This is a genomic window from Pseudomonas sp. MF08831 (genome assembly GCF_059862645.1).
On the sequence record NZ_JCBCUX010000003.1, the window covers coordinates 47,788 to 73,474 of the forward strand.

At 61.4% G+C, this 25,687-nt stretch carries 25 protein-coding genes; 12 read left to right on the top strand and 13 right to left on the bottom strand.

Annotated features, from left to right (window positions below):
- Nucleotides 1–208 precede the first annotated feature (208 nt).
- From AC19YS_RS06415 to pilG, 11 genes are all read right to left on the bottom strand, one after another.
- Nucleotides 209–637, bottom strand: a complete 429-nt coding sequence (locus tag AC19YS_RS06415) for a hypothetical protein (RefSeq protein WP_179676539.1) — start codon at nt 635–637, stop codon at nt 209–211.
- Nucleotides 600–1,229 carry a nucleotidyltransferase domain-containing protein gene (locus tag AC19YS_RS06420; protein WP_200622186.1) on the bottom strand — a complete coding sequence of 210 codons (630 nt, stop codon included), beginning with the start codon at nt 1,227–1,229 and terminating at the stop codon, nt 600–602. Before AC19YS_RS06420 ends, AC19YS_RS06415 begins: the two co-directional genes overlap by 38 nt.
- A gap of 286 nt (nt 1,230–1,515) precedes the next feature.
- Nucleotides 1,516–1,755, bottom strand: coding sequence for a DUF6124 family protein (locus AC19YS_RS06425; RefSeq protein WP_200622188.1), 240 nt, complete (start codon nt 1,753–1,755; stop codon nt 1,516–1,518).
- Between the two features lie 326 nt (nt 1,756–2,081).
- Nucleotides 2,082–2,501: a hypothetical protein gene (locus AC19YS_RS06430; RefSeq protein ID WP_124418656.1), complete on the bottom strand. Its 420-nt coding sequence runs from the start codon at nt 2,499–2,501 to the stop codon at nt 2,082–2,084.
- On the bottom strand, nt 2,479–2,862 hold the full coding sequence (locus tag AC19YS_RS06435; RefSeq protein ID WP_200622190.1) for a polymorphic toxin type 44 domain-containing protein: 384 nt from the start codon (nt 2,860–2,862) through the stop codon (nt 2,479–2,481). The genes AC19YS_RS06430 and AC19YS_RS06435 overlap by 23 nt, the downstream gene beginning before the upstream one ends.
- Nucleotides 2,863–3,275: 413 nt before the next feature.
- Nucleotides 3,276–3,731, bottom strand: a complete 456-nt coding sequence (locus AC19YS_RS06440) for a chemotaxis protein CheW (protein WP_053258465.1) — start codon at nt 3,729–3,731, stop codon at nt 3,276–3,278.
- Nucleotides 3,724–9,540, bottom strand: coding sequence for an Hpt domain-containing protein (locus AC19YS_RS06445; protein WP_500601243.1), 5,817 nt, complete (start codon nt 9,538–9,540; stop codon nt 3,724–3,726). Before AC19YS_RS06445 ends, AC19YS_RS06440 begins: the two co-directional genes overlap by 8 nt.
- Before the next feature lie 169 nt (nt 9,541–9,709).
- Nucleotides 9,710–11,761, bottom strand: coding sequence for a methyl-accepting chemotaxis protein (locus tag AC19YS_RS06450; RefSeq protein WP_119737461.1), 2,052 nt, complete (start codon nt 11,759–11,761; stop codon nt 9,710–9,712).
- Nucleotides 11,758–12,282, bottom strand: coding sequence for a chemotaxis protein CheW (locus AC19YS_RS06455; protein WP_119737459.1), 525 nt, complete (start codon nt 12,280–12,282; stop codon nt 11,758–11,760). The genes AC19YS_RS06450 and AC19YS_RS06455 overlap by 4 nt, the downstream gene beginning before the upstream one ends.
- 12 nt (nt 12,283–12,294) lie before the next feature.
- On the bottom strand, nt 12,295–12,660 hold the full coding sequence (gene pilH / locus AC19YS_RS06460; RefSeq protein ID WP_003234583.1) for a twitching motility response regulator PilH: 366 nt from the start codon (nt 12,658–12,660) through the stop codon (nt 12,295–12,297).
- Between the two features lie 46 nt (nt 12,661–12,706).
- Entirely contained in the window at nt 12,707–13,114 is a 408-nt protein-coding gene (gene pilG, locus AC19YS_RS06465; RefSeq protein ID WP_106575669.1) for a twitching motility response regulator PilG, read from the bottom strand.
- Nucleotides 13,115–13,353: 239 nt separating this feature from the next.
- On the opposite strand from pilG, the gene gshB reads away from it, so the two are divergent.
- From gshB to AC19YS_RS06500, 7 genes are all read left to right on the top strand, one after another.
- Entirely contained in the window at nt 13,354–14,307 is a 954-nt protein-coding gene (gene gshB, locus AC19YS_RS06470; RefSeq protein WP_106575670.1) for a glutathione synthase, read from the top strand.
- Nucleotides 14,308–14,384: 77 nt separating this feature from the next.
- Nucleotides 14,385–15,290: an energy transducer TonB gene (locus tag AC19YS_RS06475; protein ID WP_472526802.1), complete on the top strand. Its 906-nt coding sequence runs from the start codon at nt 14,385–14,387 to the stop codon at nt 15,288–15,290.
- A gap of 294 nt (nt 15,291–15,584) precedes the next feature.
- Complete coding sequence (locus AC19YS_RS06480; RefSeq protein WP_106575672.1) at nt 15,585–16,154, top strand: YqgE/AlgH family protein; 570 nt, start codon at nt 15,585–15,587, stop codon at nt 16,152–16,154.
- Complete coding sequence (gene ruvX, locus AC19YS_RS06485) at nt 16,154–16,591, top strand: Holliday junction resolvase RuvX (RefSeq protein ID WP_003195067.1); 438 nt, start codon at nt 16,154–16,156, stop codon at nt 16,589–16,591. The genes AC19YS_RS06480 and ruvX overlap by 1 nt, the downstream gene beginning before the upstream one ends.
- A gap of 72 nt (nt 16,592–16,663) precedes the next feature.
- The gene (gene pyrR, locus AC19YS_RS06490) at nt 16,664–17,170 is read left to right on the top strand and encodes a bifunctional pyr operon transcriptional regulator/uracil phosphoribosyltransferase PyrR (protein ID WP_119737455.1); all 507 of its coding nucleotides are present in this window, start codon (nt 16,664–16,666) and stop codon (nt 17,168–17,170) included.
- Nucleotides 17,171–17,194: 24 nt separating this feature from the next.
- The gene (locus AC19YS_RS06495) at nt 17,195–18,199 is read left to right on the top strand and encodes an aspartate carbamoyltransferase catalytic subunit (RefSeq protein WP_106575675.1); all 1,005 of its coding nucleotides are present in this window, start codon (nt 17,195–17,197) and stop codon (nt 18,197–18,199) included.
- On the top strand, nt 18,196–19,467 hold the full coding sequence (locus tag AC19YS_RS06500; protein WP_106575676.1) for a dihydroorotase: 1,272 nt from the start codon (nt 18,196–18,198) through the stop codon (nt 19,465–19,467). Before AC19YS_RS06495 ends, AC19YS_RS06500 begins: the two co-directional genes overlap by 4 nt.
- Nucleotides 19,468–19,612: 145 nt before the next feature.
- Here AC19YS_RS06500 and AC19YS_RS06505 read toward each other — a convergent pair whose 3' ends face one another.
- Entirely contained in the window at nt 19,613–20,041 is a 429-nt protein-coding gene (locus tag AC19YS_RS06505) for an NINE protein (protein WP_500601249.1), read from the bottom strand.
- Between the two features lie 249 nt (nt 20,042–20,290).
- On the opposite strand from AC19YS_RS06505, the gene AC19YS_RS06510 reads away from it, so the two are divergent.
- Nucleotides 20,291–20,929 carry a C40 family peptidase gene (locus AC19YS_RS06510; RefSeq protein ID WP_106575678.1) on the top strand — a complete coding sequence of 213 codons (639 nt, stop codon included), beginning with the start codon at nt 20,291–20,293 and terminating at the stop codon, nt 20,927–20,929.
- Between the two features lie 140 nt (nt 20,930–21,069).
- On the opposite strand, the gene AC19YS_RS06515 is transcribed toward AC19YS_RS06510, so the two are convergent.
- On the bottom strand, nt 21,070–22,104 hold the full coding sequence (locus AC19YS_RS06515) for a type IV pilus twitching motility protein PilT (RefSeq protein ID WP_448209939.1): 1,035 nt from the start codon (nt 22,102–22,104) through the stop codon (nt 21,070–21,072).
- 57 nt (nt 22,105–22,161) lie between these two features.
- On the opposite strand from AC19YS_RS06515, the gene AC19YS_RS06520 reads away from it, so the two are divergent.
- From AC19YS_RS06520 to metX, 4 genes are all read left to right on the top strand, one after another.
- Nucleotides 22,162–22,848, top strand: coding sequence for a YggS family pyridoxal phosphate-dependent enzyme (locus AC19YS_RS06520; RefSeq protein WP_500601251.1), 687 nt, complete (start codon nt 22,162–22,164; stop codon nt 22,846–22,848).
- 33 nt (nt 22,849–22,881) lie between these two features.
- Complete coding sequence (proC, locus tag AC19YS_RS06525; protein WP_500601253.1) at nt 22,882–23,700, top strand: pyrroline-5-carboxylate reductase; 819 nt, start codon at nt 22,882–22,884, stop codon at nt 23,698–23,700.
- Between the two features lie 35 nt (nt 23,701–23,735).
- Nucleotides 23,736–24,323 carry a YggT family protein gene (locus AC19YS_RS06530; protein WP_106575682.1) on the top strand — a complete coding sequence of 196 codons (588 nt, stop codon included), beginning with the start codon at nt 23,736–23,738 and terminating at the stop codon, nt 24,321–24,323.
- A gap of 222 nt (nt 24,324–24,545) precedes the next feature.
- Nucleotides 24,546–25,685: a homoserine O-succinyltransferase MetX gene (metX, locus tag AC19YS_RS06535; RefSeq protein WP_179676532.1), complete on the top strand. Its 1,140-nt coding sequence runs from the start codon at nt 24,546–24,548 to the stop codon at nt 25,683–25,685.
- The last annotated feature ends 2 nt before the right edge of the window (nt 25,686–25,687 follow it).

Consider the following 25,687-nt stretch of genomic DNA (forward strand, 5'->3'; position numbering starts at 1 on the left):
TCAATCAAGCCCGAAGGCGGATCGTTACGGCTGGAGTAATGGATCGTCAGCAATCGCTGAGCTAGGACCAAATGAAAATCAAAATGTGGGAGCGGGCTTGCTCGCGAATGCAGGGTGTCAGTCGGTACATAAGTCACTGACCCACCGCATTCGCGGGCAAGCCCGCTCCCACATTTGTTCGGTGGTGTTCAGGGAAATCTCATCATTGTCACCAATGGTCAGCCAACAAGTTTTCCACTTCATTCAGCAGTACTGTCGCGCCATCCATCAACTGCCCCAGCAACGCCTCGTCCTCATCCATATACCCTTCATATTCCGCCAGGTTTCGGCGTTCATGACACAACGCCAGTAACCTCACCTGCACCTTGTTCACGTCGGCGGAGTGAATCAGACATTGAAAGACCAGATAGCGTTTGTCAGAACGATACCCTTGCAGGCGCAAAGCCGTGAGCGCGATAGCGTGGGCGGCGTTGTAGGCCAAGTCGAAACGACTGGCGAACGATAGCTGTGGATTACCCGCATCCGTTAACCGGTCCCGTGCTGAGCGCATCAGCCCATCACACTCCTTGCGATCCGGCGGCTCAGCCTTCAAGCCACCACTACGTTGCAGATTCTCCAGATTGGCTTTGCTGTCCATCCATGGATTCCAGGGGGTTGGCCCCAATCAGATTAATCTTGTCCTGTGCCAAGACCCGCTGCACAAAACTGTTCCCGGCATTCCATTTGCCGATCCAGTCCTCGGGGGTGTAAAGCGTCGGGTTGATGGTGCGGCCCAGCTGCTCTTCCAGCGGCATGAGCTGCTCCATGACTTCACTGTAGTTGAGGCTTTCGCCGATCAGCATCAGATCTATGTCACTGGATGAGTGCGCCTCACCCCTGGCGATGGAGCCGTAGATAAAGGCCCAGGTTATCTGCTCCACGAACGGTGCCAATGCATTGCGCAAGGGTTCGTCCAGGCTCAGGGTCTTGCGCACGATGGCCAGCAACTCCGAGTAAATCGGGCATTGGGGGTTGGCTTGGTAGTGGGTCTGATTGCCTTGGCGCGTCATGCTCAAGATGCCCGCCAGCTGCAACCGCTCCAGCTCGCGGGTAAGGCTGCCCTTGCCCACCTGGGCCCAGCGCGCGATTTCATTGGTGAAGAAACTTTGATCGGGCTTGCCGAAAAGCAGGCCCAGCACTTTCTGCTGGGTGTTGGTGAAGAGTGCAGCACTGAGCGGCAAGATTTGCATGGCAACGGCCAAAGAGTCCCAAAAAGGGAACGATAGGTCCCTTTTTGGGAACGATCAAGTGTTAGGCGGTTGAGATATAGGAAACGATCAATGAGCAAATACTGGGTTCGAGCCGAATGAAGAACAAAATGTGGGAGCGGGCTTGCTCGCGAATGCGGTGGGTCAGTTACTCATGTACCGACTGACACCCTGCATTCGCGAGCAAGCCCGCTCCCACATTTGTTCGGTGGTGGCTGTTAGATAGCGGTCCCAAACACTGACCGATCAATCCCTTTTTGGGACCGCTTCAACCTTCCGGTGTCGGGCTGACGTGTTCCAGCGCTCTATCGACCAGCAACTGACTCAACTCGGCCATTTGCTGAATGCCGAGCATGATTGCGCGCTGGGAGGTGTCTAGGTTGAAGGCAAGATTACAGGTCATGGCGTTTAGCGACGATAAGGTTTCGCTGGCGTTGACCAGTAGAGCTTCGGTGTTTTGGTGTGGGTTGACGGTGAAGAGAGGCGGATTAGGGGTGGGTTTAGCCATGATAAAGCTCCTAAACAGTTAGTAAGGAGCGCCACCGTTCGCTTGCACGCGAATGAGGGTGGCGACCGTGCGCAGGTGTGCAAGACCGGGCCTGTTTAGGACACCCAGCAGGTCCAAAGACCTCCTGCGCGCAGCCGCCATAAAGCAGCGAGCACAAAAAACGCCCGTGGTTGGCTGGGCGTTTGTACGCCTAAACAGTTTCGTCGGACTTGCACGTCCGTGTCACCGTTTTTTCGATGACGGGACGAAGACTAGCCGCCATGACTACCCACAACAAGTTCATGTACAGCCCGAAATCTTGCAGGAAAAATCCGAAGACTGACCCATCACAAAGCCATCATCACCTTGACCGCTCCAAGGCCCTCCAGCGCATAGCTGTGGTACTCATAGACCTTCCCCTGAATGATCAGGTGCAGCGCACCGCCCTCATCACTCACTTGAACATCGGGCTCTTTGGTTTTCAGAAAAGGATGTGCAGACACTAATGCGGTGAGTATTTCCTGATCACTCCCCAAGTCCTCATGGACGTAGTACCTGTAGGAAAATCCTACCGTCGCACCGCCCTGGCCGTCTCGCGCACCGTATATAGAGGTGCCGTTGCCCAATGAATGCTTCAACACCACTTCATCCAGATCCGGAGTTCCGGACGACAGGATCCAACTGCCACCGATATAGATCAGGCAGACCACAAGCAGGCAATTACGCAGAAACGGTATGAGGCGCTTAGTGGCCTTGCGAAATTGCATATTCAATACCTTTTCTTATCCAATATTGGTCCCGTGGGTCATCACCAAAAGGCTCACCGCCCCACCATGTTCCAAAATCCGGAAGGGTGGTTTTTGCGGCGGTTTGAGCCACACCGGCGGCTCGCAGCAATACATTCTCGGGAATGCCCAACACCGTGCCTGTGGCACCGTAATTGAAGTTACCAAAAGCCTCATACTCGCGCCCTCGCCTCTTGTAGTTCCATGGGCCAGCAGCCCTGACCTGAGAATAAAACCAGGAATAGGCGAATGCCGAGCCCGGTTTGAGATGAGTACGTTTGCATCGAGATATCGCAATGTTTTCAAAAATTGAAACACCGGGCGGCATTAACGGTACGGCCATTTGCAGATCCTTGCAGGCAGTGAGGAGCGCAGAAGCTAGCCACTCCACTCAGGCCTGAAAACCCGCTTAATCCAAATGCAGAACTCGCCTACAGCAACTCCATCCCATTCCGACATGTGAGCGATCAACCCTCATCATTAGCAGATCCGAAATGGCGATAAGGTACGATCATCAACGACAATTTTTTGTCACGAAAACCCTAACGTTTGATTGAATTTGATAACACATCCACTGTTCGCGCCGAAAACGATAAAAAGCATAAGAGGTGACTGAGCGGTTTGCGCGATCGAGCACAACTCAGTGTGGGAGCTGGCTTGCCTGCGATGGCGGTGGGTCAGTTGTTGATGCAGTGATTGACACTCCGCCATGGCAGGCATGCCAGCTCACACAGTGGATCTTCACAAGGATTACGCTCAGGCCAGGCCGGACTCGACCAACAACGCTTCAAGCCCCATCAAATCCGGCACCTTCGCCACATGCTCGCCCACCTGCACCGCCGCCAGTTCCAGCGGGCACAGCGGCACGTCGACATAACTCAGCTGACTATCCAACTTGTACGAACGTGGAATCCCCTGAATCACCATCGCAATAAACTTCAACGTCGGCCGCCCGCCCAGCGCGTTCAGCACCACAATCCGCGAGCGCTCGCCGGTCACGCTGGCTTCACCGCACACGGCTTCAAAGCTGATCAGCGGCAATTGCCGATCGCGCCATGTCACTTGCCGCAGGTACCACGGCGGTGCATCGCTGGCGGGTTCGCCGCGCTGGAAGTCGATCAGTTCGGCGATGGCGACGTTGGGCAGCACCAGGTGGCGGTCGGCCAGGGGCAGCAGCAGGCCGGTGAGTTGGCTGGTGCGGTGGTCAAGCATGGGACTTGCTCCAGTAGGCAATGCTTTCCAGCAGCACCGACTCTTGGTACGGCTTGCCGAGGTAGTCGTTGACGCCAATGGCCATGGCGCGGTCGCGGTGTTTCTGGCCGGTGCGCGAGGTGATCATGATGATCGGCAGGCGCATCAGCCGGGGGTCGTTGCGCACCTGAATCGCCACTTCGAAGCCGTCCATGCGCGGCATTTCGATGTCGAGCAGCATCAGGTCCGGGGTGTGTTCTTCGAGCAGCGCGATGGCGTCGATGCCATCTTTGGCGGTGAGCACGTTCATGCCGTTGCGCTCCAGCAGGCGGCTGGTGACTTTGCGCACGGTGACCGAGTCGTCCACCACCAGCACCAGCAGCGGGCGCTTTTTCAACGGGTCATTGAGGACCAGTGGCGCGTCCACCGACTGCGCCGGCAACGCCGGTTGGCGGGCGCGGATATGCGCCAGCAAATCGATAATCAGCACCACGCGACCATCGCCCAGGATCGTCGCCCCGGACAAACCCTGCACCCCGGCAAACTGCGGCCCCAGGCCCTTGACCACGATCTCGCGCGTACCGGCCATGGCGTCCACGTGCACCGCCACGCGTCGCTCGTTGCATTGCACCAGCAACACCGGCACTGGCTGGTATTGGCCGAGCAGTTTCGGCCGGGCGACGGTGTGCAGCAGGTCGCCGAGGTAGAACAACTCATAGCGCTGACCAGCGTATTCATAGCGCGGCGGGTCTTGCTGATAGTGCCCGGCCAGCTCGTGGGGCAGCACGCGCACCAGGCCTTCGATGGTGTTGAGCGGGATCGCATATTGGTCGTCCGCGCATTGCACCATCAGCGCGCGATTGACCGACACGGTAAACGGCAGGCGAATGCGAAAGTGCACGCCCGCACCCGGCGTCGAGTCGATGAACATCGAGCCACCGAGCTGGCGCACCTCTTCGTGCACCACGTCCATGCCCACGCCGCGGCCGGAAATCTGGGTGATTTTTTCGGCGGTGGAAAAGCCCGGCTGCAGGATGAACTGCAACACGTCGCGGTCGCTCATGTCTTGATCAGGCGCGAGCAGGCCGCGCTTGATCGCCTTGCGCCGCACCGCGTCCAGGGGCACACCGGCACCGTCGTCGCGCATGTCGAAGACGATATCGCCGCCTTCGTGGGTCAGGTCCAGGCTGATCCGGCCCTTCTCGGGTTTACCGGCCAACACGCGCGCCTCGCGGGACTCCAGGCCATGGTCGACGGCATTGCGCAGCATATGCTCCAGCGGCGCCACCATGCGTTCCAGTACGTTGCGGTCCATCTCGCCTTCGGCATTGCCGACCACAAATTCAACGTCCTTGCCCAACTCCTCCGCCACCTGGCGCACGATGCGCTTGAGGCGCGGCAGCATGCGTTCGAACGGCACCATGCGCGTGCGCATCAGGCCTTCCTGCAGCTCGGTGTTGATGCGTGCCTGTTGCTGCAACAGGTTGTGTGCATCCCCGTTGCGACGGTCGAGGGTTTCCTTGAGGTCCAGCAGGTCGGAGGCCGATTCGGACAGCGCACGCGACAACTGCTGCAGTTGCGAATGACGGTCCATTTCCAGCGGGTCGAACTCTTCATAACCCAGGCGCTCGGCCTCGGCCTGCTGACGACTGAGAATGCGGCCCTGGGTTTCGGTGTCGAGGCGGCGCAGTTGGTCACGCATGCGCTCGATGGTGGTTTCGACTTCGTTGAGGGCGATACGCGCGTCGTTGACTTGCTGCTCGATACGGCCACGGAAGATCGAGGTTTCACCGGCCAGGTTGACCAGATCATCAAGCAAGTCGGCGGAAATCTTCACCATGTCGGCGCCCGGGTCCACCGCCGCGTCGGCCTTGCCGGCCGGCAAGGCTACGGGCGCCAGCGGCTCATCACCGGGGTGCACCAGGCTTCTGATGCGCTCGATGAGCTTATCCACCGACCCCACCGGCAAACCGCCCGCCACCGCGTCGATCATCTGCGCCAGGCGGTCATGGCAGCCTTGCAGCAAGGCGAACAGTTCCGACGACGGCGCGAGCAAACCGGCAGACAAGCCTTCGTAGAGAAACTCCAGTTCATGGGCCAAATCGCCAATCGGCCCGATTTCGACCATGCGCGCGCCGCCCTTGAGGGTGTGCAAGTCGCGCAGCAAGGTTTCCACCTCCTGGCGATTGCTCGGCTCGGCCTGCCAACGCAGCAACGCGCTGCTTGAACTGTCGAGAATGTCGGCGGCTTCTTCGAGGAAGATATCCAGCAACTCGGGATCAGCCGCTGCGGTTTCAGGTTCTGTGGGCGCAGTCGCGGGCGCGTTGTTCTGGCGCAACGCGCGCAACTGAGCGATCAAGTCACTGGAGTCGCTCAGGGGTTGGTGGTCTTGCAATTGATCGAGCTGCAAGGCCAGCCGCTCATGGCTGGCCATCAATACTTGGGACAGTTCGGTCGAGTAACTGTAGCGGCGGTCCACCAGGCCTTCGTACAGGCATTCCAGCTCATGGGCGAGGTCGCCAATCGGGCCGATTTCGGCCATGCGCGCGCCGCCCTTGAGGGTGTGCAGGTCACGCTGCAACGACGACAACGGCGCCGCGCTGTCCGGCTCCAGCAGCCAGCGTTTAAGCGACTGCCCGGCACTGTCGAGGATGTCCACTGCCTCTTCCAGGAAAATCTCGACGATCTCGTCGTCCATCGCCGTGTCCTGGCCCAACCGGGCCGTGGCGGCGCCCAGTTCGGAAATACTCGGGGCGCGCCCGCCGTCGCTTTTGATCAGGCCGGTGGCGGACGGGTCGAGGGCTTCATCCAGCAGTTCGCGCAGGGCGTCTACCCGCGCCGGCGCCGGGTTGATTTCCTGGCCGGCCGCCAGTTGGTCGAGCATGTTGATCAGCGCTTCATGGGCCTGTTCGGCCTCATGGAAAAACCGTTCGCTGACCGCCAGGCTGCTCTCTTCCACAGCGCCATAGAGGTCGAGCAAGGCTTCGCAGAGTTCGTCGATGGCGTGCAGGTCGGCGATGTGCGCGCCCTCGCCCAGGGTGGTCAATTCGTCCAGCAGCGCGGTCAGCTCCTGGCGTTCGCCGGGGTGTTGCTGCCAGCGGCGCAGCAGGCTTTCGGCGTCCAGCAGGATGTCCATGCCCTGGGCCAGGAAGTTGCTGATCAGTTGCGGGTCGCGCTTGATGCGCAGCCCGGTGTTGGGCGCGTCGAGCAAGGCTTGCAGCTGTTGGTCGAGCAGGCTTTGCGTGCGGCTGATCAAATCCGGCGCGCCCTTGATCGGCACCAGCGGATCACTGTCCAGCTGACGCAACCCGCGCTGGAACAGGCCTTCGGCTTCCAGCAGCAGTTCTACTTCATCCAGGTCCAGCGGCAGGCGGTGGGCCTTGTATTCGCGGGTCAGGTGATCGAGCGGTCGCGCCAGTTCAGCCATCGGCAACACGCCGGCCATGTAGGCGCTGCCCTTGAGGGTGTGCAGGGCACGTTGCAGTTCATCGCTGACTTGCAGCGGCACATGCTCGGCGGCCTGTTGCAGAAAGTGGTTGAGGCTTTCCAGGTGGCTCTGGGCTTCGTTGCGAAAGATCTCCAGCAACATCGGGTCATGGGGCTCTGCGACCGGTTGAGTGCCGCTGGCCAAGGCGTGGGCACGGGCCGCCAGGGCGTCGACTTCGTCGCGCTGGCGTTGGTCGTCGGCCGCAAAGTCGGCGATCAGCTCCGGCAGCAAGGCCACGGCTTCATCCAGCACGTGTTGCACCTCGGCGTCGAGCGCCACGCTGCGTTCGAGCACGCGGTTAAGCAGGTTTTCCACCGCCCAGGCCAGCTCGGCCAGTACCAGGGCGCGGACCATCCGGCCGCTGCCTTTGAGCGTGTGGAAGGCACGCCGCATCTCGCTTTGGGCGGTTTTATCCGCGCTGTTGGGCAAGTAGCGATGCAACACGTCGAGGACTTCGTCGGTTTCTTCGAGGAAGACTTCGCGCAGCTCATCGTCGATGGAGGCTTCACCGGCCGGCGGCGGCAGCAGGCTGCCGGGGCGGTGCTGGGCGGGTGGGTTCAGGCGCGACGTGGGGCTGGCCAATGCATCGAACTGGGACTGGCTCGGCGCGCTCTCGCTCGACAATGCCCCATCCGGCGCGACCAGCGCTTGGCGCCAAGGCTTTTCGACCGGCAGGTAGCCGAGTGCAGCCAGGCCTTGGGTGGCCAGCTCCAGCACGCGTTCGCCGGCGGCGTCGGGGTCCTGGAGCATGCGTTCCAGGTAGTATTCGAGGCTGCTGACCACGTCGGCGAAATGCGCCAGCTGCGCTTCGGGCGGCGGCGCAGCGCTGGTCATCAACTGTTCATCGACATAGTGGGTGCAACCACGCATCAAGCTCGCCGCGCGTGGCAGCGGAATCATCGCCAACGCGCCGCGCACCTGGCTGAGCAGCTCGGGCAGCGACTCCAGGCGCTGGCGGTCCCAATCGGCCTCAAGGCAATCGATCACCAGCTCTTTGGCCTGACGCAAGCATTGGCAGGATTCGCGGATCACCAATTGATGGATCTGGGTCAGGTCGGTGGTAGGCAGGCGGCTTTCTTCACGGCTTTCCGGCTCGACCGTACCCACCATGCCCGCCAGCGTGGCCTCAACGTAGAGCAAGGCGCCGGCAACATCCATCAACACCGCGTCATTGGGTTCGCGCTGGCCCTGCACCAGGCTCAGCACCACCGCAAGCTGATCGATGATGACCTTACGCGGCTGGCCAAAGCCCAGCACCGCCAAGGTGTCGGCGATCTGGCGCAGTGGCGCCAGCAAGGCATCGAGGTCGTTGGTGTGTTGGCGGTCGCTGCGCACGAACAGGTCGAGGCGCTCCTTGACCCGCACCAGCTCCTCGCACAAGGCGCCGAGCACCGAGCCCATGGCATTGCGGTCAGGTCCAGCCAAACGTGCACGCTCGGCATCGACCACCGCGCTGTCGGGCAAGGCTTCATCCAGCCCGTATCGTTCCTTTAGGCTTTGCATGCGCGGCGTCGGCCGGGTGACCTTGGCCACGTAGAACAACAGGCTTTTTAGCAGCTCATCCGGCGCTGGCTGGTTGATGCCGCCGATGCCCTGGGCCAGCAGGCGCTTGAGTTGCTTGTCGCTGGCCTTGAGCAGGCTGCGCAGCGCCGGGCTGTTGGCGATCACGCCGGTGAGCATGCCTTCGACCAGCGCCGAGGTGACTTGCCACAATGGCAGCAATGGCGCGCCCTGGCACAGCGCTTCGAGGCGCGCGAACACCCGCGCCATGTCTTCCAGGTTGCTGGGGCCGTGGTCTTCACGCAACAGCCCGGCCAGGGCCTGTTGCAGCAATTGATGCCACTGGCGCAGTTGCTCGTGAAGGTCCGGCAGCATGCGCTGGGCCAAGGCCTCGTCGGGCAACGGCGCAATCGACAACAGTTGCGGGCTGAACAGGCTGGTCTCCGACAGCAGGCTTTCACCGCGCGCACTGCGCAGGTCGTTGAGCAGCGGCAACACCACCAATGGCAGGTCGCGGCGGGCGCTGTGCACGCGGTCGAGGTACAGCGGCAGTTGGCCGAGGGCCTGTTGCAGCAGGCGGATGCTTTCATCGCGCTGGCTGACGCGCTCGGCCTGCAGGGCCAGGGCCAGTGCTTCGATCTCTTCGGCCAGCAGCGCCGCGCCGTAGAACTCGACCATTTGCAGCGCGCCATGCACTTGGTGGATGCCGGCCAGGCACTCGGCAATGGCGTCGCTGTCGCGGGTTTCGACAAACGTGTCCAGCGCCGAACGGGCCTGTTTCAGGGTTTCGGCAATGTCGCCCTTGACCCATTCGAGGGCCACGTAGTCGTGCCGATCAACCATAACTGCTCCGCTTAGAATTCGTGAATTGCGTGTGTTGCCAAGATCTCAAATCAAAAGGAGATCCAATGTGGGAGCGGGCTTGCTCGCGAAAGCGGTGGGCCAGCTAATAGATCAGCTGACTGATACACCGCATTCGCGAGCAAGCCCGCTCCCACAGTTGGATAGCATTTCAATCGTCCACCTGCTTGGCGGCTGGCAACGTGAAACCCGACACCGAACGCCGCAACTGGCTGGCCATTTTTGCCAGGTTGCCGATGCTCTCCGCCGTGGCGGTCGAGCCCGATGACGTCTGCGTGGTGATCTGCTGGATCACGTTCATCGTCAGGGAAATCTGCCCGGCCGACGAGGTCTGTTGCTGCGCCGCGTTGGAAATACTCTGGATCAACGCTGCCAGGGTTTTCGACACGCCTTCGATCTCTTCCAGCGCCACCCCGGCGTCTTGCGCCAGCCGCGCGCCACGCACCACTTCGGTGGTGGTCTGTTCCATGGAAATAACCGCTTCGTTGGTGTCGGTCTGGATCGCCCGCACCAGGGTTTCAATTTGGCGGGTGGCGGCGGACGAGCGCTCGGCCAACCGCTGCACTTCGTCGGCCACCACGGCAAACCCGCGCCCGGCATCACCGGCCATGCTCGCCTGAATCGCGGCGTTGAGGGCAAGGATGTTGGTCTGATCGGCAATGTCGTCGATCAGGCTGACGATGTCGCCAATCTCCTGGGACGACTCGCCCAGGCGTTTGATGCGCTTGGCGGTGTCCTGAATCTGCTCGCGAATGTTGTCCATGCCGTGGATGGTGTTGTGCACCACCTCATTGCCCTTGTTGGCGATTTCCACCGAGCGCTCCGCCACCGCCGAAGACTCGGCGGCGTTGGCCGACACCTGGTCGATGGATTGGGCCATCTGGTTGATCGCGGTAGAAGCCTCGGCGATTTGCTGGGCCTGATGCTCCGAGGCCTGGGCCAGGTGCATGGCGGTGGCCTGGGTTTCCTGCACCGCGCCGGCCACTTGCCCGGCCGTGAGGTTGATGGTCGCCACCAGATCGCGCAGCTGGTCCACGGAATAATTGATGGAGTCGGCGATGGTGCCGGTGAAGTCTTCGGTGACCGAGGCGGTCACCGTCAGGTCACCATCGGCCAGGTCTTCGATTTCATCGAGCAGGCGCATGATCGCGTTCTGGTTGCGCTCGTTTTTCTCAGCGGTTTCATGCAGCTGGCGGTTGGTCTCGCGCACCATCACCAAGCCGATCAGAATGATCGAGGTCAGCGCCAGCAAGCCCAATACGTAGCCGCCGATGGTGTCGAAGCTGCGCCCGCTGGCGAGGTTTTCAAACCCGGTGGCCAGGTGCGAGGCTTCATCGAGCAGTGTTTGCGACAGGTTGAAAATATTGCTCGCCGAGGCGCGTACCTGGAACAGCTGCGGCGAGGTTTCGAGAATTTCATCCACGGAGCCGGAGACAAATTCAAACAGCTCGGCGATTTCCGCCAGCCGCGCACGGGCGTCGTGGTCTTCAACCTGAGCAATGCGCAGGCCGGCGTTGCCCTGGAGCATGCCGTTAAGCACTTGGCCAAAACGGTTGGCGTCGCGGCCAAAGGCATCGGCGGCCTGCACCGAGGTTTCGTCGCCGGCCAACACGGTATTGACTGCGCCGAGGATGCGTTCGGCCAGTAATGATTGGCGCTGGGCCAACACCACCTGGCTGGCCGGGGCGCCGCGTTGCAGCAGAATGTCGACGACCTTTTCCGATTCCATCTGCAATTGCGGCACGGTTTCGGCAAGGGTCGCGGCCACTTGGTGCAACGACAACACGGTCTGTTCGCTGGCGAGAATCGCGTCGGTGTTTTTCAGCAGCGCTTCCCAGTCGGTCTGCACCGCGCGCATTTCGGCGCGTACCGCGTTGGGTGCAGCCGGCAGGCCGGTCTCGGTGTCGCCTTTTTTCAGATAGCCCCAGCGCTGGGCGAAGTCGTTGCGTGCATCGCCCAGCAGCTTGAACGCGGCCGCCTTGCCGGCGGCGGCTTCGGTGGCGTTCTTGGCGATGCGCTGCGACAGCACGCGCAGCTCACCGGCGTGGCCGATGTACTGTTTGTCGTACGTGGACTGGGTATTGAGGTACGCGAAGTTGGCGAACAACAGCATGATGAACACGATCAGCGCGATAAACAGCACGATGATCTGCGAACGGCTGCGCGATGCGGCTTGCGGTTTGGGCGTGGTAGCGGTGGTCATGCGGCGACATCCATGAAGCCTGGGGCCTGGGCCAAAGCGAAGGGGCTGAAGACCTGCCACAGCTGGTCACTGTCGAACTGGCCCTGGATAAACGGCGCGGTGGGCGCGGTGCTCGCCAACAGTGCGTCTTGTGCGAAATGCTGCATGCCCACCACCTCGTCCACCAGCAGCCCGACAAACAAGTCGTTGAATTCCACCACCAGCACCCGCCGTTGCTTGCGGGCCCTGGACAGCCCGAGGTCGAGGAACCCGCCCAGGTCCATCACCGGCAGTAAACGCCCACGCAGGTTGGCCACGCCTTTGACCCAGGGCTTGACGCCGGGCATCAAGGTGCAGCGCGGTTCATGCAACACCTCGGCGACTTCGCCCATCGGCGCCACGTACCAATACGGCCCCAGGCGAAAACCGATCCCGCTCCAACGTTGCAGGCGGGTTTCCTGGGACGGCAGGTCGGCGGCCAGCAGGCGGCAGCGGCGGTCGATGTCCAGCAGCAGCTCGAAGGCGGTTTGTGACTCGGTCATGATGGCGTGCCGTCAGCCGGCCAACACCTTGTTCAGGGTGGCGATCAGAGTGTCTTCGTCCACGGGTTTGGTCAGGTAATCCTTGGCGCCCTGGCGTGCGCCCCAGATCTTGTCGGTTTCCTGATCCTTGGTGGTGATGATGATGATCGGGATGCCGTTGGTTTCCGGCTCCTTGGACAGCTGGCGGGTGGCCTGAAAGCCATTGAGGCCCGGCATCACGATGTCCATCAGCACGGCGTCGGGCTTTTCCTGACGGGCCAGGGCCACGCCGTCTGCGCCGTTTTCGGCTTTGAGGACCTGGTGGCCGTGCTTTTCCAGCATGCCGGTCAGTTTGTACATTTCGGTCGGCGAATCGTCGACGATCAGAACACGTGCCATGGTTTTCCCCACTACATTGGTGGACGCCGGCCCTTGTGAGGCGGTGTCAGTGTGCTTGTTCTACTGCGGCGAAGCCGGGCACGTAGGCCTTGATCGCGCTCAGCAGTTCTTCCTTGCTGAAAGGCTTGGTCAAAAACTGATCGACACCCACGATGCGCCCCTTGGCCTTGTCGAACAGGCCGTCCTTGGAGGACAACATGATCACCGGAATCGACTTGAACGCCGGGTTGTTCTTCACCAGCGCGCAGGTTTGATAGCCATCCAGGCGCGGCATCATGATGTCGACAAAGATAATGTGCGGGTGATGATCAACAATCCGGGCCAGTGCATCGAAACCGTCGATGGCCGTGATGACTTCGCACCCCACGTTCTTCAACAGGGTCTCGGCGGTGCGGCGGATCGTTTTCGAATCGTCGATCACCATCACTCTCAAGGCGTTGGAATGCTGTTCCATATCTGCTCTACCATCGCCACAGCGAATCGGTTTTCGGTGTGTACTGCCTGATGTTGCACAGGATGAGCGCTGCAAGCCTTGGAATTCAAGGGCTGCTGCACCGTGGGAGTCTTTTTAGCACAGTCTCCGGGCGCAATCTATCGAGCAACCGGCCAGGTGGTTTTTCCTTGACCCACAACAGCCGCAGCGCCACTCTGACGCCACTTTTATGCGCCCTAATTTGCTAGAGGAAATCCCCCATGAGCGTTCGCGTCGGCATTGTCATGGACCCTATTGCCAGCATTTCCTATAAAAAGGACAGTTCGCTGGCCATGCTCCTGGCCGCCCAGGCCCGCGGCTGGACGCTGTTCTATATGGAGCAGCCGGACCTTTACCAGGGCGACGGCGAGGCCCGCGCACGCATGCGCCCGCTGCAGGTGTTTGCCAACCCTGAAAAGTGGTTCGAGCTTGCAGATGAAATCGACAGCCCCTTGAGCGATCTGGACGTGATCCTGATGCGCAAGGACCCGCCGTTCGACATGGAATTCGTCTACTCCACTTACTTGCTGGAACAGGCCGAGCGGGCTGGCGTGCTGATCGTCAACAAGCCGCAAAGCCTGCGCGACTGCAATGAAAAGCTGTTCGCCACCCTGTTCCCACAGTGCACGCCGCCTACCGTGGTGAGCCGCCGCGCCGACGTGTTGCGTGAATTCGCCGCCAAGCACGGCGACGTGATCCTCAAGCCGCTGGACGGCATGGGCGGCACGTCGATCTTCCGCCACCGTGCCGGCGACCCTAACCTGTCGGTGATCCTGGAAACCCTGACCGCGCTGGGCACCCAGCAGATCATGGGCCAGGCTTACATTCCGGCGATCAAGGACGGCGACAAACGCATCCTGATGATCGACGGCGAGCCGGTGGATTATTGCTTGGCGCGTATCCCGGCCGCAGGCGAGACCCGTGGCAACCTGGCAGCCGGCGGTCGCGGTGAAGCGCGACCGCTGTCGGACAAAGACCGTTGGATCGCTTCCCAAGTCGGTCCAACGCTGCGCGAAAAAGGCCTGCTGTTCGTAGGACTGGACGTAATTGGTGAGAATCTCACCGAAATCAACGTCACCAGCCCGACCTGCATTCGCGAGATCGACAACGCATTTGGCACGAACATCGGCGAAATGTTGATGGCAGCCATCGAGCGCAAGCTGCAAGCCAAGTGACATAGAACAGCCGGACACACACCAACATTGCGTTATCATGCGGCACCTGTGAAACGCGCGATGTTGGTTTTTTTGTCATGACGCTCCCGCCCGATCTGCCCCCCGAACTCTCCCACAGCGGCGTGCGCCCGGCTGATCGGCTCGGATTTACCCTGTTTCTGGCAGCGCTGATCCACCTCGCCTTGTTACTCGGTCTGGGTTTCACCTTTGCCGAGCCCAAGCAGATCACCAAAACCCTGGAAATCACCCTCGCCACGTTCAAGAGCGAAAAACAGCCCGAAAAGGCTGACTTTCTCGCCCAGGACAATCAGCAAGGCAGCGGCACGCTCGACAAAAAGGCCGTGCCCAAGACCACCGAAGTGGCGCCGTTCCAGGACAACAAGGTGAATAAAGTCACCCCGCCGCCGACGCCCAAGCCTGAGGTCAAGCAGGCCGCGCCCAAGGCCGCCGTGACCACTGTTGCGCCGAAACCGCAAAAAGCCCCGACCCAGCGCGAGAAAACCAAGACTGAGCCGCAGCCCGAGCCGGTCAAGCCGGCGCCGACCTTCGACAGCTCGCAGCTCTCCGACCAGATCTCCAGCCTCGAAGCCGAACTGGCCAACGAACAACAGTTGTACGCCAAGCGCCCGCGCATCTATCGCCTGAACGCCGCCTCGACCATGCGCGACAAAGGCGCCTGGTATAAGGACGAATGGCGCAAGAAGGTCGAACGCATCGGCAACCTCAACTACCCGGACGAAGCCCGGCGCCAGCAGATCTATGGCAATTTGCGCTTACTGGTGTCGATCAACCGCGACGGTTCGTTATATGAAGTGCAGGTGCTGGAGTCGTCCGGCCAACCGTTGCTGGACCAGGCGGCTCAGCGCATCGTGCGCCTGGCCGCGCCTTTCGCGCCGTTTACCGGCGACTTGAACGACATAGACCGCCTGGAAATCATCCGCACCTGGAAGTTTGCCCGGGGTGATCGGCTTTCCAGTAACTGATCGTTCCTACACCCTGCCAAAGGCTGCACGCCCGTGTGGCGAGCGGGGCTGTCGTGGCGAGCGGGCTTGCCCCGCGCTGGGCTGCGAAGCGGCCCCCAACAGGGCCACCGCGCGCTGCCTGAAAGACCACAGCGCCAGATTTCAAGGCTGCTTCGCGCCCCAACGCGAGGCAAGCCCGCTCGCCACAACAGCTCGCTCGTCACGACAAGTCCACCCGCCACGGCAAGCCCGCTTACCACAATTAGCGTCCGCCGCAGCTTGTCAGTTCGCCCCTCCGACGCCACACTAGCGGACATGAAAAATGTCAGCCCGACCTACCTCAAGCACCAATTCCTGATCGCCATGCCCCATATGGCCGACCCGAACTTTGCGCAAACCTTGACCTACATCGTCGAGCACACGGCCAATGGTGCCATGGGGTTGGTGGTGAACCGCCCGCAAGAGCTGAACCTGGCCGACATTCTTGAGCAACTGCGCCCCGAGATCGACCCACCGGCGCGCTGCCAAAACGTACCGATCTACATCGGCGGGCCGGTGCAGACCGATCGCGGTTTTGTGCTGCACCCCACCGGGCCGAAGTTCCAGGCCACGGTCGACCTGGAAGGTGTGTCGTTGTCCACGTCCCAGGACGTGTTGTTCGCCATCGCCGACGGCGTGGGGCCTGAGCAAAGCGTGATCACCCTCGGCTACGCCGGCTGGGAAGCCGGGCAACTGGAAGCCGAACTGGCCAGCAATGCCTGGCTGACTTGCCCGTTCGACGCCGACATCTTATTCAACACCGCCAGCGAGCTGCGCCTGGAAGCGGCGGCAGCCAAGTTGCGGGTCAACCTCAACCTGCTGACCAGCCAGGCGGGGCACGCCTGATGGCCTTGCGCTTGATCCTCGGTTTTGACTACGGCACCAAACAGATCGGCGTAGCGGTCGGCCAGGTGATTACCGGCCAGGCCCGCGAGTTGTGCACCTTGAAGGCCCAGAACGGCGTTCCGGACTGGAACCAGGTCGAGGCCCTGATCAAGGAGTGGAAACCCGACGCCGTCGTGGTCGGCCTGCCCTTGAACATGGACGGCACCCCCAGCGACATGTGCCTGCGCGCCGAAAAGTTCGCCCGCCGCCTCAATGGCCGCTACAACCTGCCCTTCTATACCCACGACGAGCGCCTGACCACCTTTGAAGCCAAGGGTGAGCGCCGTGACCGTGGCGGGCAGAAAGGCAGCTACCGCGACAACCCGGTGGACGCCATCGCCGCCGCCCTGCTGTTGCAGGGTTGGCTGGATGAAAACACCGCTTTATTTGAATCCTGACTGACGCGGCTTGCCGCGTCTTTTTACGTTTGAGCCCGGACCTTGCCTGCGCGAGGCCTTGAAGGAGCCACCATGAGCCTGCCCAATCCCGCCGACCTGATCAGCCAGATGGCGATTCGCCTCAAGGCGCACTTGCAACACCGTGCCATCAGCGAACCGCGCTTCATCGGCATTCGCACCGGTGGTGTGTGGGTGGCCCAAGCGTTGCTGAAAGAGCTGGGCAGTGATTCGCCGCTGGGCACGCTGGACGTGTCTTTCTACCGCGACGACTTCAGCCAGAACGGCCTGCACCCGCAGGTGCGCCCTTCGGCCCTGCCGTTCGAGATCGAAGGCCAGCACCTGGTGCTGATCGACGACGTGCTGATGAGCGGCCGCACCATCCGCGCCGCCATGAACGAGTTGTTCGATTACGGCCGCCCGGCCAGCGTGACGCTGGTGTGCCTGCTCGACCTGGACGCTGGCGAATTGCCGATCAGCCCGGATGTGGTCGGTGCCACCCTGTCCCTGGAGGCCCACCAGCGGGTAAAATTGTCCGGTCCCACGCCGCTCGAACTCGAACTGCAAGACCTTGCCCTTTAAACCGCCTTGTACAGAGTCCCCGCGATGACGCCTCTAGATGCCAAGCGCCCGCTGCAGCTCAATGCTCAGGGCCAGTTGCAACACTTCTTGTCCCTCGACGGTTTGCCCCGCGAACTGCTGACTGAAATCCTCGACACCGCCGACTCGTTCCTCGAAGTCGGTGGCCGCGCGGTGAAGAAGGTCCCGCTGCTGCGCGGCAAGACCATCTGCAATGTGTTCTTCGAGAACTCCACCCGCACCCGCACCACCTTTGAACTGGCGGCCCAGCGACTGTCGGCCGACGTGATCACACTGAACGTGTCGACCTCGTCGGCGAGCAAGGGCGAGACCCTGCTCGATACCCTGCGCAACCTCGAAGCCATGGCCGCCGACATGTTCGTGGTGCGCCACGGCGACTCCGGCGCCGCACACTTCATCGCCGAGCATGTGTGCCCGAACGTGGCAATCATCAACGGCGGCGACGGCCGTCACGCGCACCCAACCCAAGGCATGCTCGACATGCTGACGATCCGTCGGCACAAGGGCGGTTTTGAAAACCTCTCGGTGGCCATCGTCGGCGACATCCTGCACTCGCGGGTCGCGCGCTCGAACATGCTGGCTCTCAAAGCCCTGGGTTGCCCGGACATCCGCGTGATCGCGCCGAAAACCCTGCTGCCGATTGGTATCGAGCAGTACGGCGTCAAGGTCTACACCGACATGACCGCAGGCCTCAAGGACGTAGACGTGGTGATCATGCTGCGCCTGCAACGCGAGCGCATGGCCGGTGGCCTGCTGCCGAGCGAAGGTGAGTTCTACCGCCTGTTCGGCCTGACCACCGCGCGGCTGGCCGGCGCCAAGCCGGATGCCATCGTGATGCACCCAGGGCCGATCAACCGTGGGGTTGAGATTGAGTCGGCGGTGGCCGACGGCAGCCAATCGGTGATCCTCAATCAAGTCACCTACGGCATCGCCGTGCGCATGGCGGTGTTGTCCATGGCCATGAGCGGGCAAACCGCGCAACGTCAATTCGAGCAGGAGAACGCCCAGTGAAGCTCAGCATTCTCGGCGCCCGAGTCATCGATCCGGCCAGCGGCCTGGATCAAGTTACCGATCTTCACCTGGAAGCCGGCAAGATCCTCGCCATTGGCGCTGCGCCTGCGGGATTCAACGCCAGCGAGACGATCGACGCCAAAGGCCTGGTGGCCGCGCCTGGTTTGGTCGACCTGAACGTCGCCCTGCGCGAACCGGGTTACAGCCGCAAGGGCACCATCGCCAGTGAAACCCGCGCCGCCGCTGCCGGTGGCGTCACCAGCCTGTGCTGCCCGCCGCACACCAAGCCAATCCTGGACACCTCGGCGGTGACCGAGCTGATCCTGGACCGCGCCCGCGAAGCCGGCAATTGCAAAGTGTTCCCCATTGGCGCGCTGAGCAAAGGCCTGGAAGGCGAACAACTCGCCGAGCTGATCGCCCTGCGCGACGCCGGTTGCGTGGCATTCGGCAACGGGCTGGAAAGTTTTCGCAGCACGCGCACGCTGTGCCGCGCCCTGGAATACGCGGCCACCTTCGACCTGACGGTGATCTTCCACTCCCAGGACCGCGACCTGGCCGAAGGCGGCCTGGCCCATGAAGGCGCCGTCGCCAGTTTCCTCGGCCTGCCGGGCATCCCGGAAACCGCTGAAACCGTGGCCCTGGCCCGTGATCTGCTGCTGGTGGAGCAAAGTGGCGTGCGTGCGCACTTCAGCCAGTTGACCAGCGCGCGCGGCGTGGCCCTGATCGCCCAGGCACAAGCGCGCGGCCTGCCGGTGACGGCGGACGTGGCGTTGTACCAGCTGATTTTGACCGATGAAGCGCTGATCGATTTCTCCAGCCTTTACCACGTGCAGCCACCCCTGCGCACGCTGGCCGACCGTGACGGTTTGCGCGCGGCCGTGAAGTCGGGTGTGGTGTCGGCAATCTCCAGCCACCACCAACCCCACGAGCGTGATGCCAAGCTGGCGCCGTTTGGCGCGACCGAGCCGGGCATCAGCAGTGTCGAACTGCTGCTGCCGCTGGCGATGACCCTGGTGCAAGACGGTCTGCTCGACCTGCCAACGCTGTTGGCGCGCCTGAGTGCCGGCCCGGCTGAGGCCTTGCGGCTACCGGCGGGCAAGGTGGCGGTGGGTTCGGCGGCGGACCTGGTGCTGTTTGATCCGACCAGCTCCACGGTTGCCGGGGAACACTGGCTGTCCAAGGGTGAAAACTGCCCGTTCATCGGCCATAGCCTGCCGGCGACGGTGCGGTACACCTTGGTGGATGGGCGGATCAGCTACCAGGCCTGATAGATCGCAAAATCTAAAGTGGCCACCGTGGGATCTGGCTTGCCTGCGATGCAGGCACCTCGGCCTTTCAGCCAAACCGAGGTGATGCTATCGCGGGCAAGCCCGGCTCCCACATTGCCCGTGCTCGCATTGAATGTATGCGCGCTTATCGGCCGTTGTTGCGCTCGGCATTGCGGATCGAAACCTGCGTATTCAGCGTCCAGAAGTCATACAGCACGCCCACCAGGAACAAACCGCCGGTCAGCAGGTAGATCAGGCCGGTGATCCATTTGCCCTGATACATGCGGTGCAGCCCGAACACGCCCAGGAACGCCAACAGTACCCAGGCCACGTTGTATTCGATCGGCCCGGCGGTAAAACGCAGGTCTGCTTCACGGTCCATGGCGGGGATCAGGAACAAGTCGATCAGCCAGCCGATCCCGAAAAGTCCAAAGGTGAAAAACCAGATCGTCCCGGTCACCGGCTTGCCGTAATAGAAGCGGTGCGCCCCGGTAAAACCGAAAATCCACAGCAGGTAACCGATCACCTTGCTGTGGGTGTCCTGCTGCATCACATCCTCTCGATAGGTGTTCATGGAGTACCTCTTTTGCCTCGATAGATAAATTTTTTCATTTTCTTTGTGACTTTTTTACGGGCGCCCGACGCACGGCAAATGGTATCTTCCTTCCCGCAAAGCCTTATGCCACCTGACCTCTGCAGGACAATAGCGGCAATTCGTCGCGTTTTTCCTGAATTTGACCCCAGGGTTCAGTCGACAAACGGCCTTAGAACGACACAAAAAGCTGTTATAAAGTTGCGCGCAAACCAAAAAGAGCCACGCCTAATGCGACCATTTTTCAAGACATGGCTAACCATCTGCCTATTAATGCCACTGGCCGCCCACGCCACCAATCGTGAGCAACGTCTTCCTAACGTTAACGGTTTCACCCCTAAAGTTCACAGCACACCAGGCACCGCCAAGTCGGTAAAGCTGACCGTCAACCGCCCGACTCAAGTGAGCAAGGCCCACGGTAAAGCAACCGCCGGCCTGATGGCAGTCAACACCAAACAAAGCAGCAACGTCCTCAGCCGCGCGGTTAATGTGCTCGGTACTCCTTATCGTTGGGGCGGCAGCAGCCCAAGTAAAGGGTTCGACTGCAGTGGTTTGGTGAAATATGCGTTTAATGACGTCAAAGCGGTGGATTTGCCACGCACTTCCAACGCCATGGCCGCCGGTCACGGGCTGAAGGTTGATCGTAAAGACCTGAAACCGGGCGACCTGTTGTTCTTCAAGCTCAAGAGCCGCCAGGTCAATCACGTTGCCATCTACCTGGGCAACGACCGCTTCATCCACGCACCGCGTCGTGGCAAGTCGGTAAGCATCGACACGCTGAAAAAGCCGTTCTGGGACAAGAACTACGTGATTGCCAAACGAGTTCTGCCGAAAGAGCAGAACAACAACCTGCGGGTTGTGCAGCGCTGATTTCAGTCTGATATGCGGTAACCAATGTGGGAGCGGGCTTGCTCGCGAATGCGTTAGATCAGTCAACCAAGCTGGTGACTGACACTGCGCATTCGCGGGCAAGCCCGCTCCCACATTTGATTTTCATTGCCCGCAAGACCTCAGATGTCCCCAGGCACCCTCGCCTGCCCCCGCGCATCTTCCCGGCTGATCAACCCCTCGCTGACCAACGCCTTCAAGCTCATGTCCAACGTTTTCATCCCCAGCGCCCCACCGGTCTGGATCGCCGAGACCATCTGCGCCACTTTGTCTTCACGGATCAAGTTACGAATAGCCGGTGTCCCCAGCATGATCTCGTGAGCCGCCACCCGCCCGCCGCCGATTTTCTTGACCAGCACTTGCGACACCACCGCCTGCAACGATTCCGAGAGCATCGAGCGCACCATGGCTTTTTCCGCTGCCGGGAACACGTCCACCAGCCGGTCCACGCTCTTTGCGGCCGACGTGGTGTGCAGGGTGCCAAATACCAGGTGCCCGGTCTCAGCGGCGGTCAGCGCCAGACGGATGGTCTCAAGGTCGCGCAATTCGCCCACCAGAATCACATCCGGGTCTTCACGCAGAGCCGAACGCAGCGCCGCCGAAAAGCTGTGGGTATCGCGGTGCACCTGGCGCTGGTTGATCAAGGCCATTTTCGGCCTGTGGATAAATTCGATGGGGTCTTCGAGGGTGAGGATGTGCTGGCGTCGATGCCCGTTGAGGTAGTCGATCATTGCTGCCAGCGTGGTGGACTTGCCCGACCCGGTCGGCCCGGTGACCAGCACCAGGCCGCGCGGCAGTTGCGCGATCCGCTGGAACACCGCCCCCAACCCGAGGCTTTCAAGGCTCTGCACCTCGGCGGGAATGGTGCGAAACACCGCCCCCATGCCGCGGTCCTGCTGAAATACGTTCACCCGGAACCGCGCCACGCTCGGCAGTTCAAAGGCAAAATCGGTTTCAAGAGATGTTTTGAAATCCTTTTGTTGGTAGCTGTTGAGCAAAGGGCTCAATAAGTCCGCAACTTGCGGGGGCGTGAGCACCGGGCCTTCCAGAGGCCAGACCTCGCCATCGACACGCAGCATCGGTGCCAGGCCGGCCGACAAATGCAGGTCGGAGGCGCCACGGCGCACGCTGGCCGTCAGCAATTCAGTGATATCCATAGGGCTTTCCATTTCCAGTAGAATGCCGCGGACTCCATATCCACGGGTGCATCTTGAATGTCGACGATAGCAGACAACATTGGCCTGGTTAGCGAGCGGATCCGTGCCGCGGCCCACGCCGTGCAACGTGACGAAAACAGCATCCACCTGCTGGCCGTGAGCAAGACCAAACCCGCGCAAGCTGTGCGCGAGGCCTACGCCGCCGGGATGCACGATTTTGGCGAGAACTACCTGCAGGAAGCCTTGGGCAAACAGGCGCAATTAACCGACCTGCCCTTGAGTTGGCACTTCATTGGCCCCATTCAATCGAACAAGACTCGTGCGATCGCCGAGAACTTCGCTTGGGTACATTCCGTGGACCGCTTGAAAATCGCTCAACGCCTGTCCGAACAACGCCCGGCCGACCTGCCGCCGCTGAACATCTGCATCCAGGTCAACGTCAGTGGCGAAGCCAGCAAATCCGGCTGTACGCCCGCCGACTTGCCGGCCCTGGCCCATGCGATCAGCGCTTTGCCGCGCCTGAAACTGCGCGGCTTGATGGCGATCCCCGAGCCGACTGAAGAGCGCGCCGCACAAGATGCGGCGTTCGCAGCGGTGAGAGACCTGCAAGCCAGCCTGAATCTGCCGCTGGACACACTTTCCATGGGCATGAGCCACGACCTCGAGTCGGCCATCGCCCAAGGCGCCACCTGGGTGCGGATCGGTACCGCCCTGTTTGGCGCCCGCGACTACGGCCAGCCGTGAAATGGCTGACTTTCCTCTGAATAAGGACTTGTCATGAGCAACACGCGTATTGCCTTTATCGGCGCCGGTAACATGGCGGCCAGCCTGATCGGTGGCCTGCGGGCCAAAGGCCTCGAAGCCTCCCAGATCCGCGCCAGCGACCCGGGCGCCGACACCCGCGCCCGCGTCAGCAACGAGCATGGCATTGAAACCTTTGCCGACAACGCTGAGGCCATCCAGGGCGTTGACGTGATCGTACTGGCGGTGAAACCGCAAGCTATGAAGGCCGTGTGCGAAAGCCTGCGCCCAAGCCTGCAACCGCATCAGTTGGTGGTGTCGATCGCCGCCGGCATCACCTGCGCCAGCATGAACACCTGGCTCGGTGAACAGCCAATCGTGCGCTGCATGCCCAACACCCCGGCGCTGCTGCGCAAGGGCGTGAGCGGCCTGTACGCCACCGCCGAAGTGACGGCTGAGCAACGCGATCAAGCGCAAGAGCTGTTGTCCGCCGTCGGCATCGCCGTGTGGCTGGAGCAAGAGCAGCAACTGGATGCGGTCACCGCCGTTTCCGGCAGCGGCCCGGCGTACTTCTTTCTGTTGATCGAAGCCATGACCGCCGCCGGCGTGAAACTGGGCCTGCCACACGAAGTGGCTGAGCAACTGGCTGAGCAAACCGCGCTGGGCGCCGCCAACATGGCCGTCGACAGCGACGTGGACGCCGCCGAACTGCGCCGCCGCGTAACGTCGCCGGGTGGCACTACGCAAGCGGCCATTGAATCGTTCCAGGCCGGTGGCTTTGAAGCCCTGGTGGAAAAAGCCCTGGGTGCTGCGGCACATCGTTCGGCCGAGATGGCCGAGCAACTGGGCAAATAGTCGTCCCCTGCAACTGGACCCGATAGGAAACAAACATGCTCGGAATCAATGACGCTGCCATTTTCATCATCCAGACCTTGGGCAGCCTGTACCTGCTGATCGTGCTGATGCGCTTTATCCTGCAATTGGTGCGGGCGAACTTCTACAACCCGCTCTGCCAGTTCGTGGTGAAAGCCACCCAACCGCTGCTCAAACCGCTGCGCCGCGTGATCCCAAGCCTGTTCGGCCTGGACATGTCATCGCTGGTGCTGGCGCTGCTGCTGCAGATTTTGCTGTTTGTGGTGATCCTGATGCTCAACGGCTACCAGGCCTTCACCCCGCTGCTGTTGCCATGGGGCCTGATCGGTATCTTCTCGCTGTTTTTGAAGATCATCTTCTGGTCGATGATCATCAGCGTGATCCTCTCGTGGGTTGCACCCGGCAGCCGTAGCCCTGGCGCGGAGCTGGTGGCCCAGATCACCGAACCGGTGCTGGCGCCGTTCCGTCGGTTGATCCCGAACCTGGGCGGCCTGGATATCTCGCCGATCTTCGCGTTTATCGCGATCCAGCTGCTGCAAAGCTGGGTGATCCCGCGCCTGGCTTACTACGCGTTCATGCCCAAGGAGCTGTTCGGGCTGATTTGATTCCTGGCGGATCACTGTGCAAGCCGCTTTTGGGTAAGCTGGCTTGCCTGCGATTGCATCACTGCGGTGTGACTGAAACACCGAGGTGACTGCATCGCAGGCAAGCCAGCTCCCACACAAGCCCCCTCCCACATTTGTATCTTTGTACGGGCGCAGGCCTTTGCTTGCCGCTAGGTGCAGCGGTCTTTAGACTTACGCCTCATTTAAACGAGAGCAGGGTCGATGCCAGCTGCCTTCCCCCCCGATTCTGTTGGACTGGTCGTGCCCCAAGTGGCGCACTTCAGCGAACCGCTGGCCCTGGCCTGCGGCCGTTCGCTGCCGGCCTATGACCTGATCTACGAAACCTATGGCCAACTGAACGCCACGGCGAGCAACGCCGTGCTGATCTGCCATGCCTTGTCCGGCCATCATCACGCCGCCGGTTTCCACAGTGCCGACGAGCGCAAGCCCGGCTGGTGGGACAGCTGCATCGGCCCCGGCAAGCCCATCGACACCAACAAATTCTTTGTGGTCAGCCTGAACAATCTCGGCGGCTGCAACGGCTCCACCGGCCCGAGCAGCCTCAACCCGGAAACCGGCAAACCGTTCGGCGCGGATTTCCCGGTGCTGACCGTGGAAGACTGGGTGCACAGCCAGGCGCGTCTGGCTGACCTGCTGGGCATCGGCCAGTGGGCTGCAGTGATCGGCGGCAGCCTGGGCGGCATGCAAGCGCTGCAATGGACCATCTCCTACCCGGACCGCGTGCGCCATTGCCTGGCAATCGCTTCGGCGCCGAAACTGTCGGCGCAGAACATTGCTTTCAACGAAGTGGCGCGTCAGGCCATCCTCACCGACCCCGAGTTCCACGGCGGTTCGTTCCAGGAAGCGGGCGTAATCCCCAAACGTGGCTTGATGCTCGCGCGCATGGTCGGGCACATCACTTACCTGTCCGATGACTCCATGGGCGAAAAATTCGGCCGTGGCCTCAAGAGCGAGAAGCTCAACTACGACTTCCACAGCGTCGAGTTCCAGGTCGAAAGTTACCTGCGCTATCAGGGCGAGGAGTTTTCCGGGCGTTTCGACGCCAACACCTACCTGCTGATGACCAAGGCGCTGGACTACTTCGACCCGGCCGCCAATTTCAACGACGACCTGGCGAAAACTTTTGAGGGTGCCACCGCCAAGTTCTGCGTGATGTCGTTCACCACCGACTGGCGCTTCTCGCCGGCCCGCTCCCGTGAGCTGGTGGACGCACTGATGGCCGCCAAGAAAGATGTCTGCTACCTGGAGATCGATGCTCCGCAAGGCCATGACGCCTTCCTGATTCCGATCCCGCGCTACCTGCAGGCTTTCAGCAATTACATGAACCGCATAACTCTGTGAGA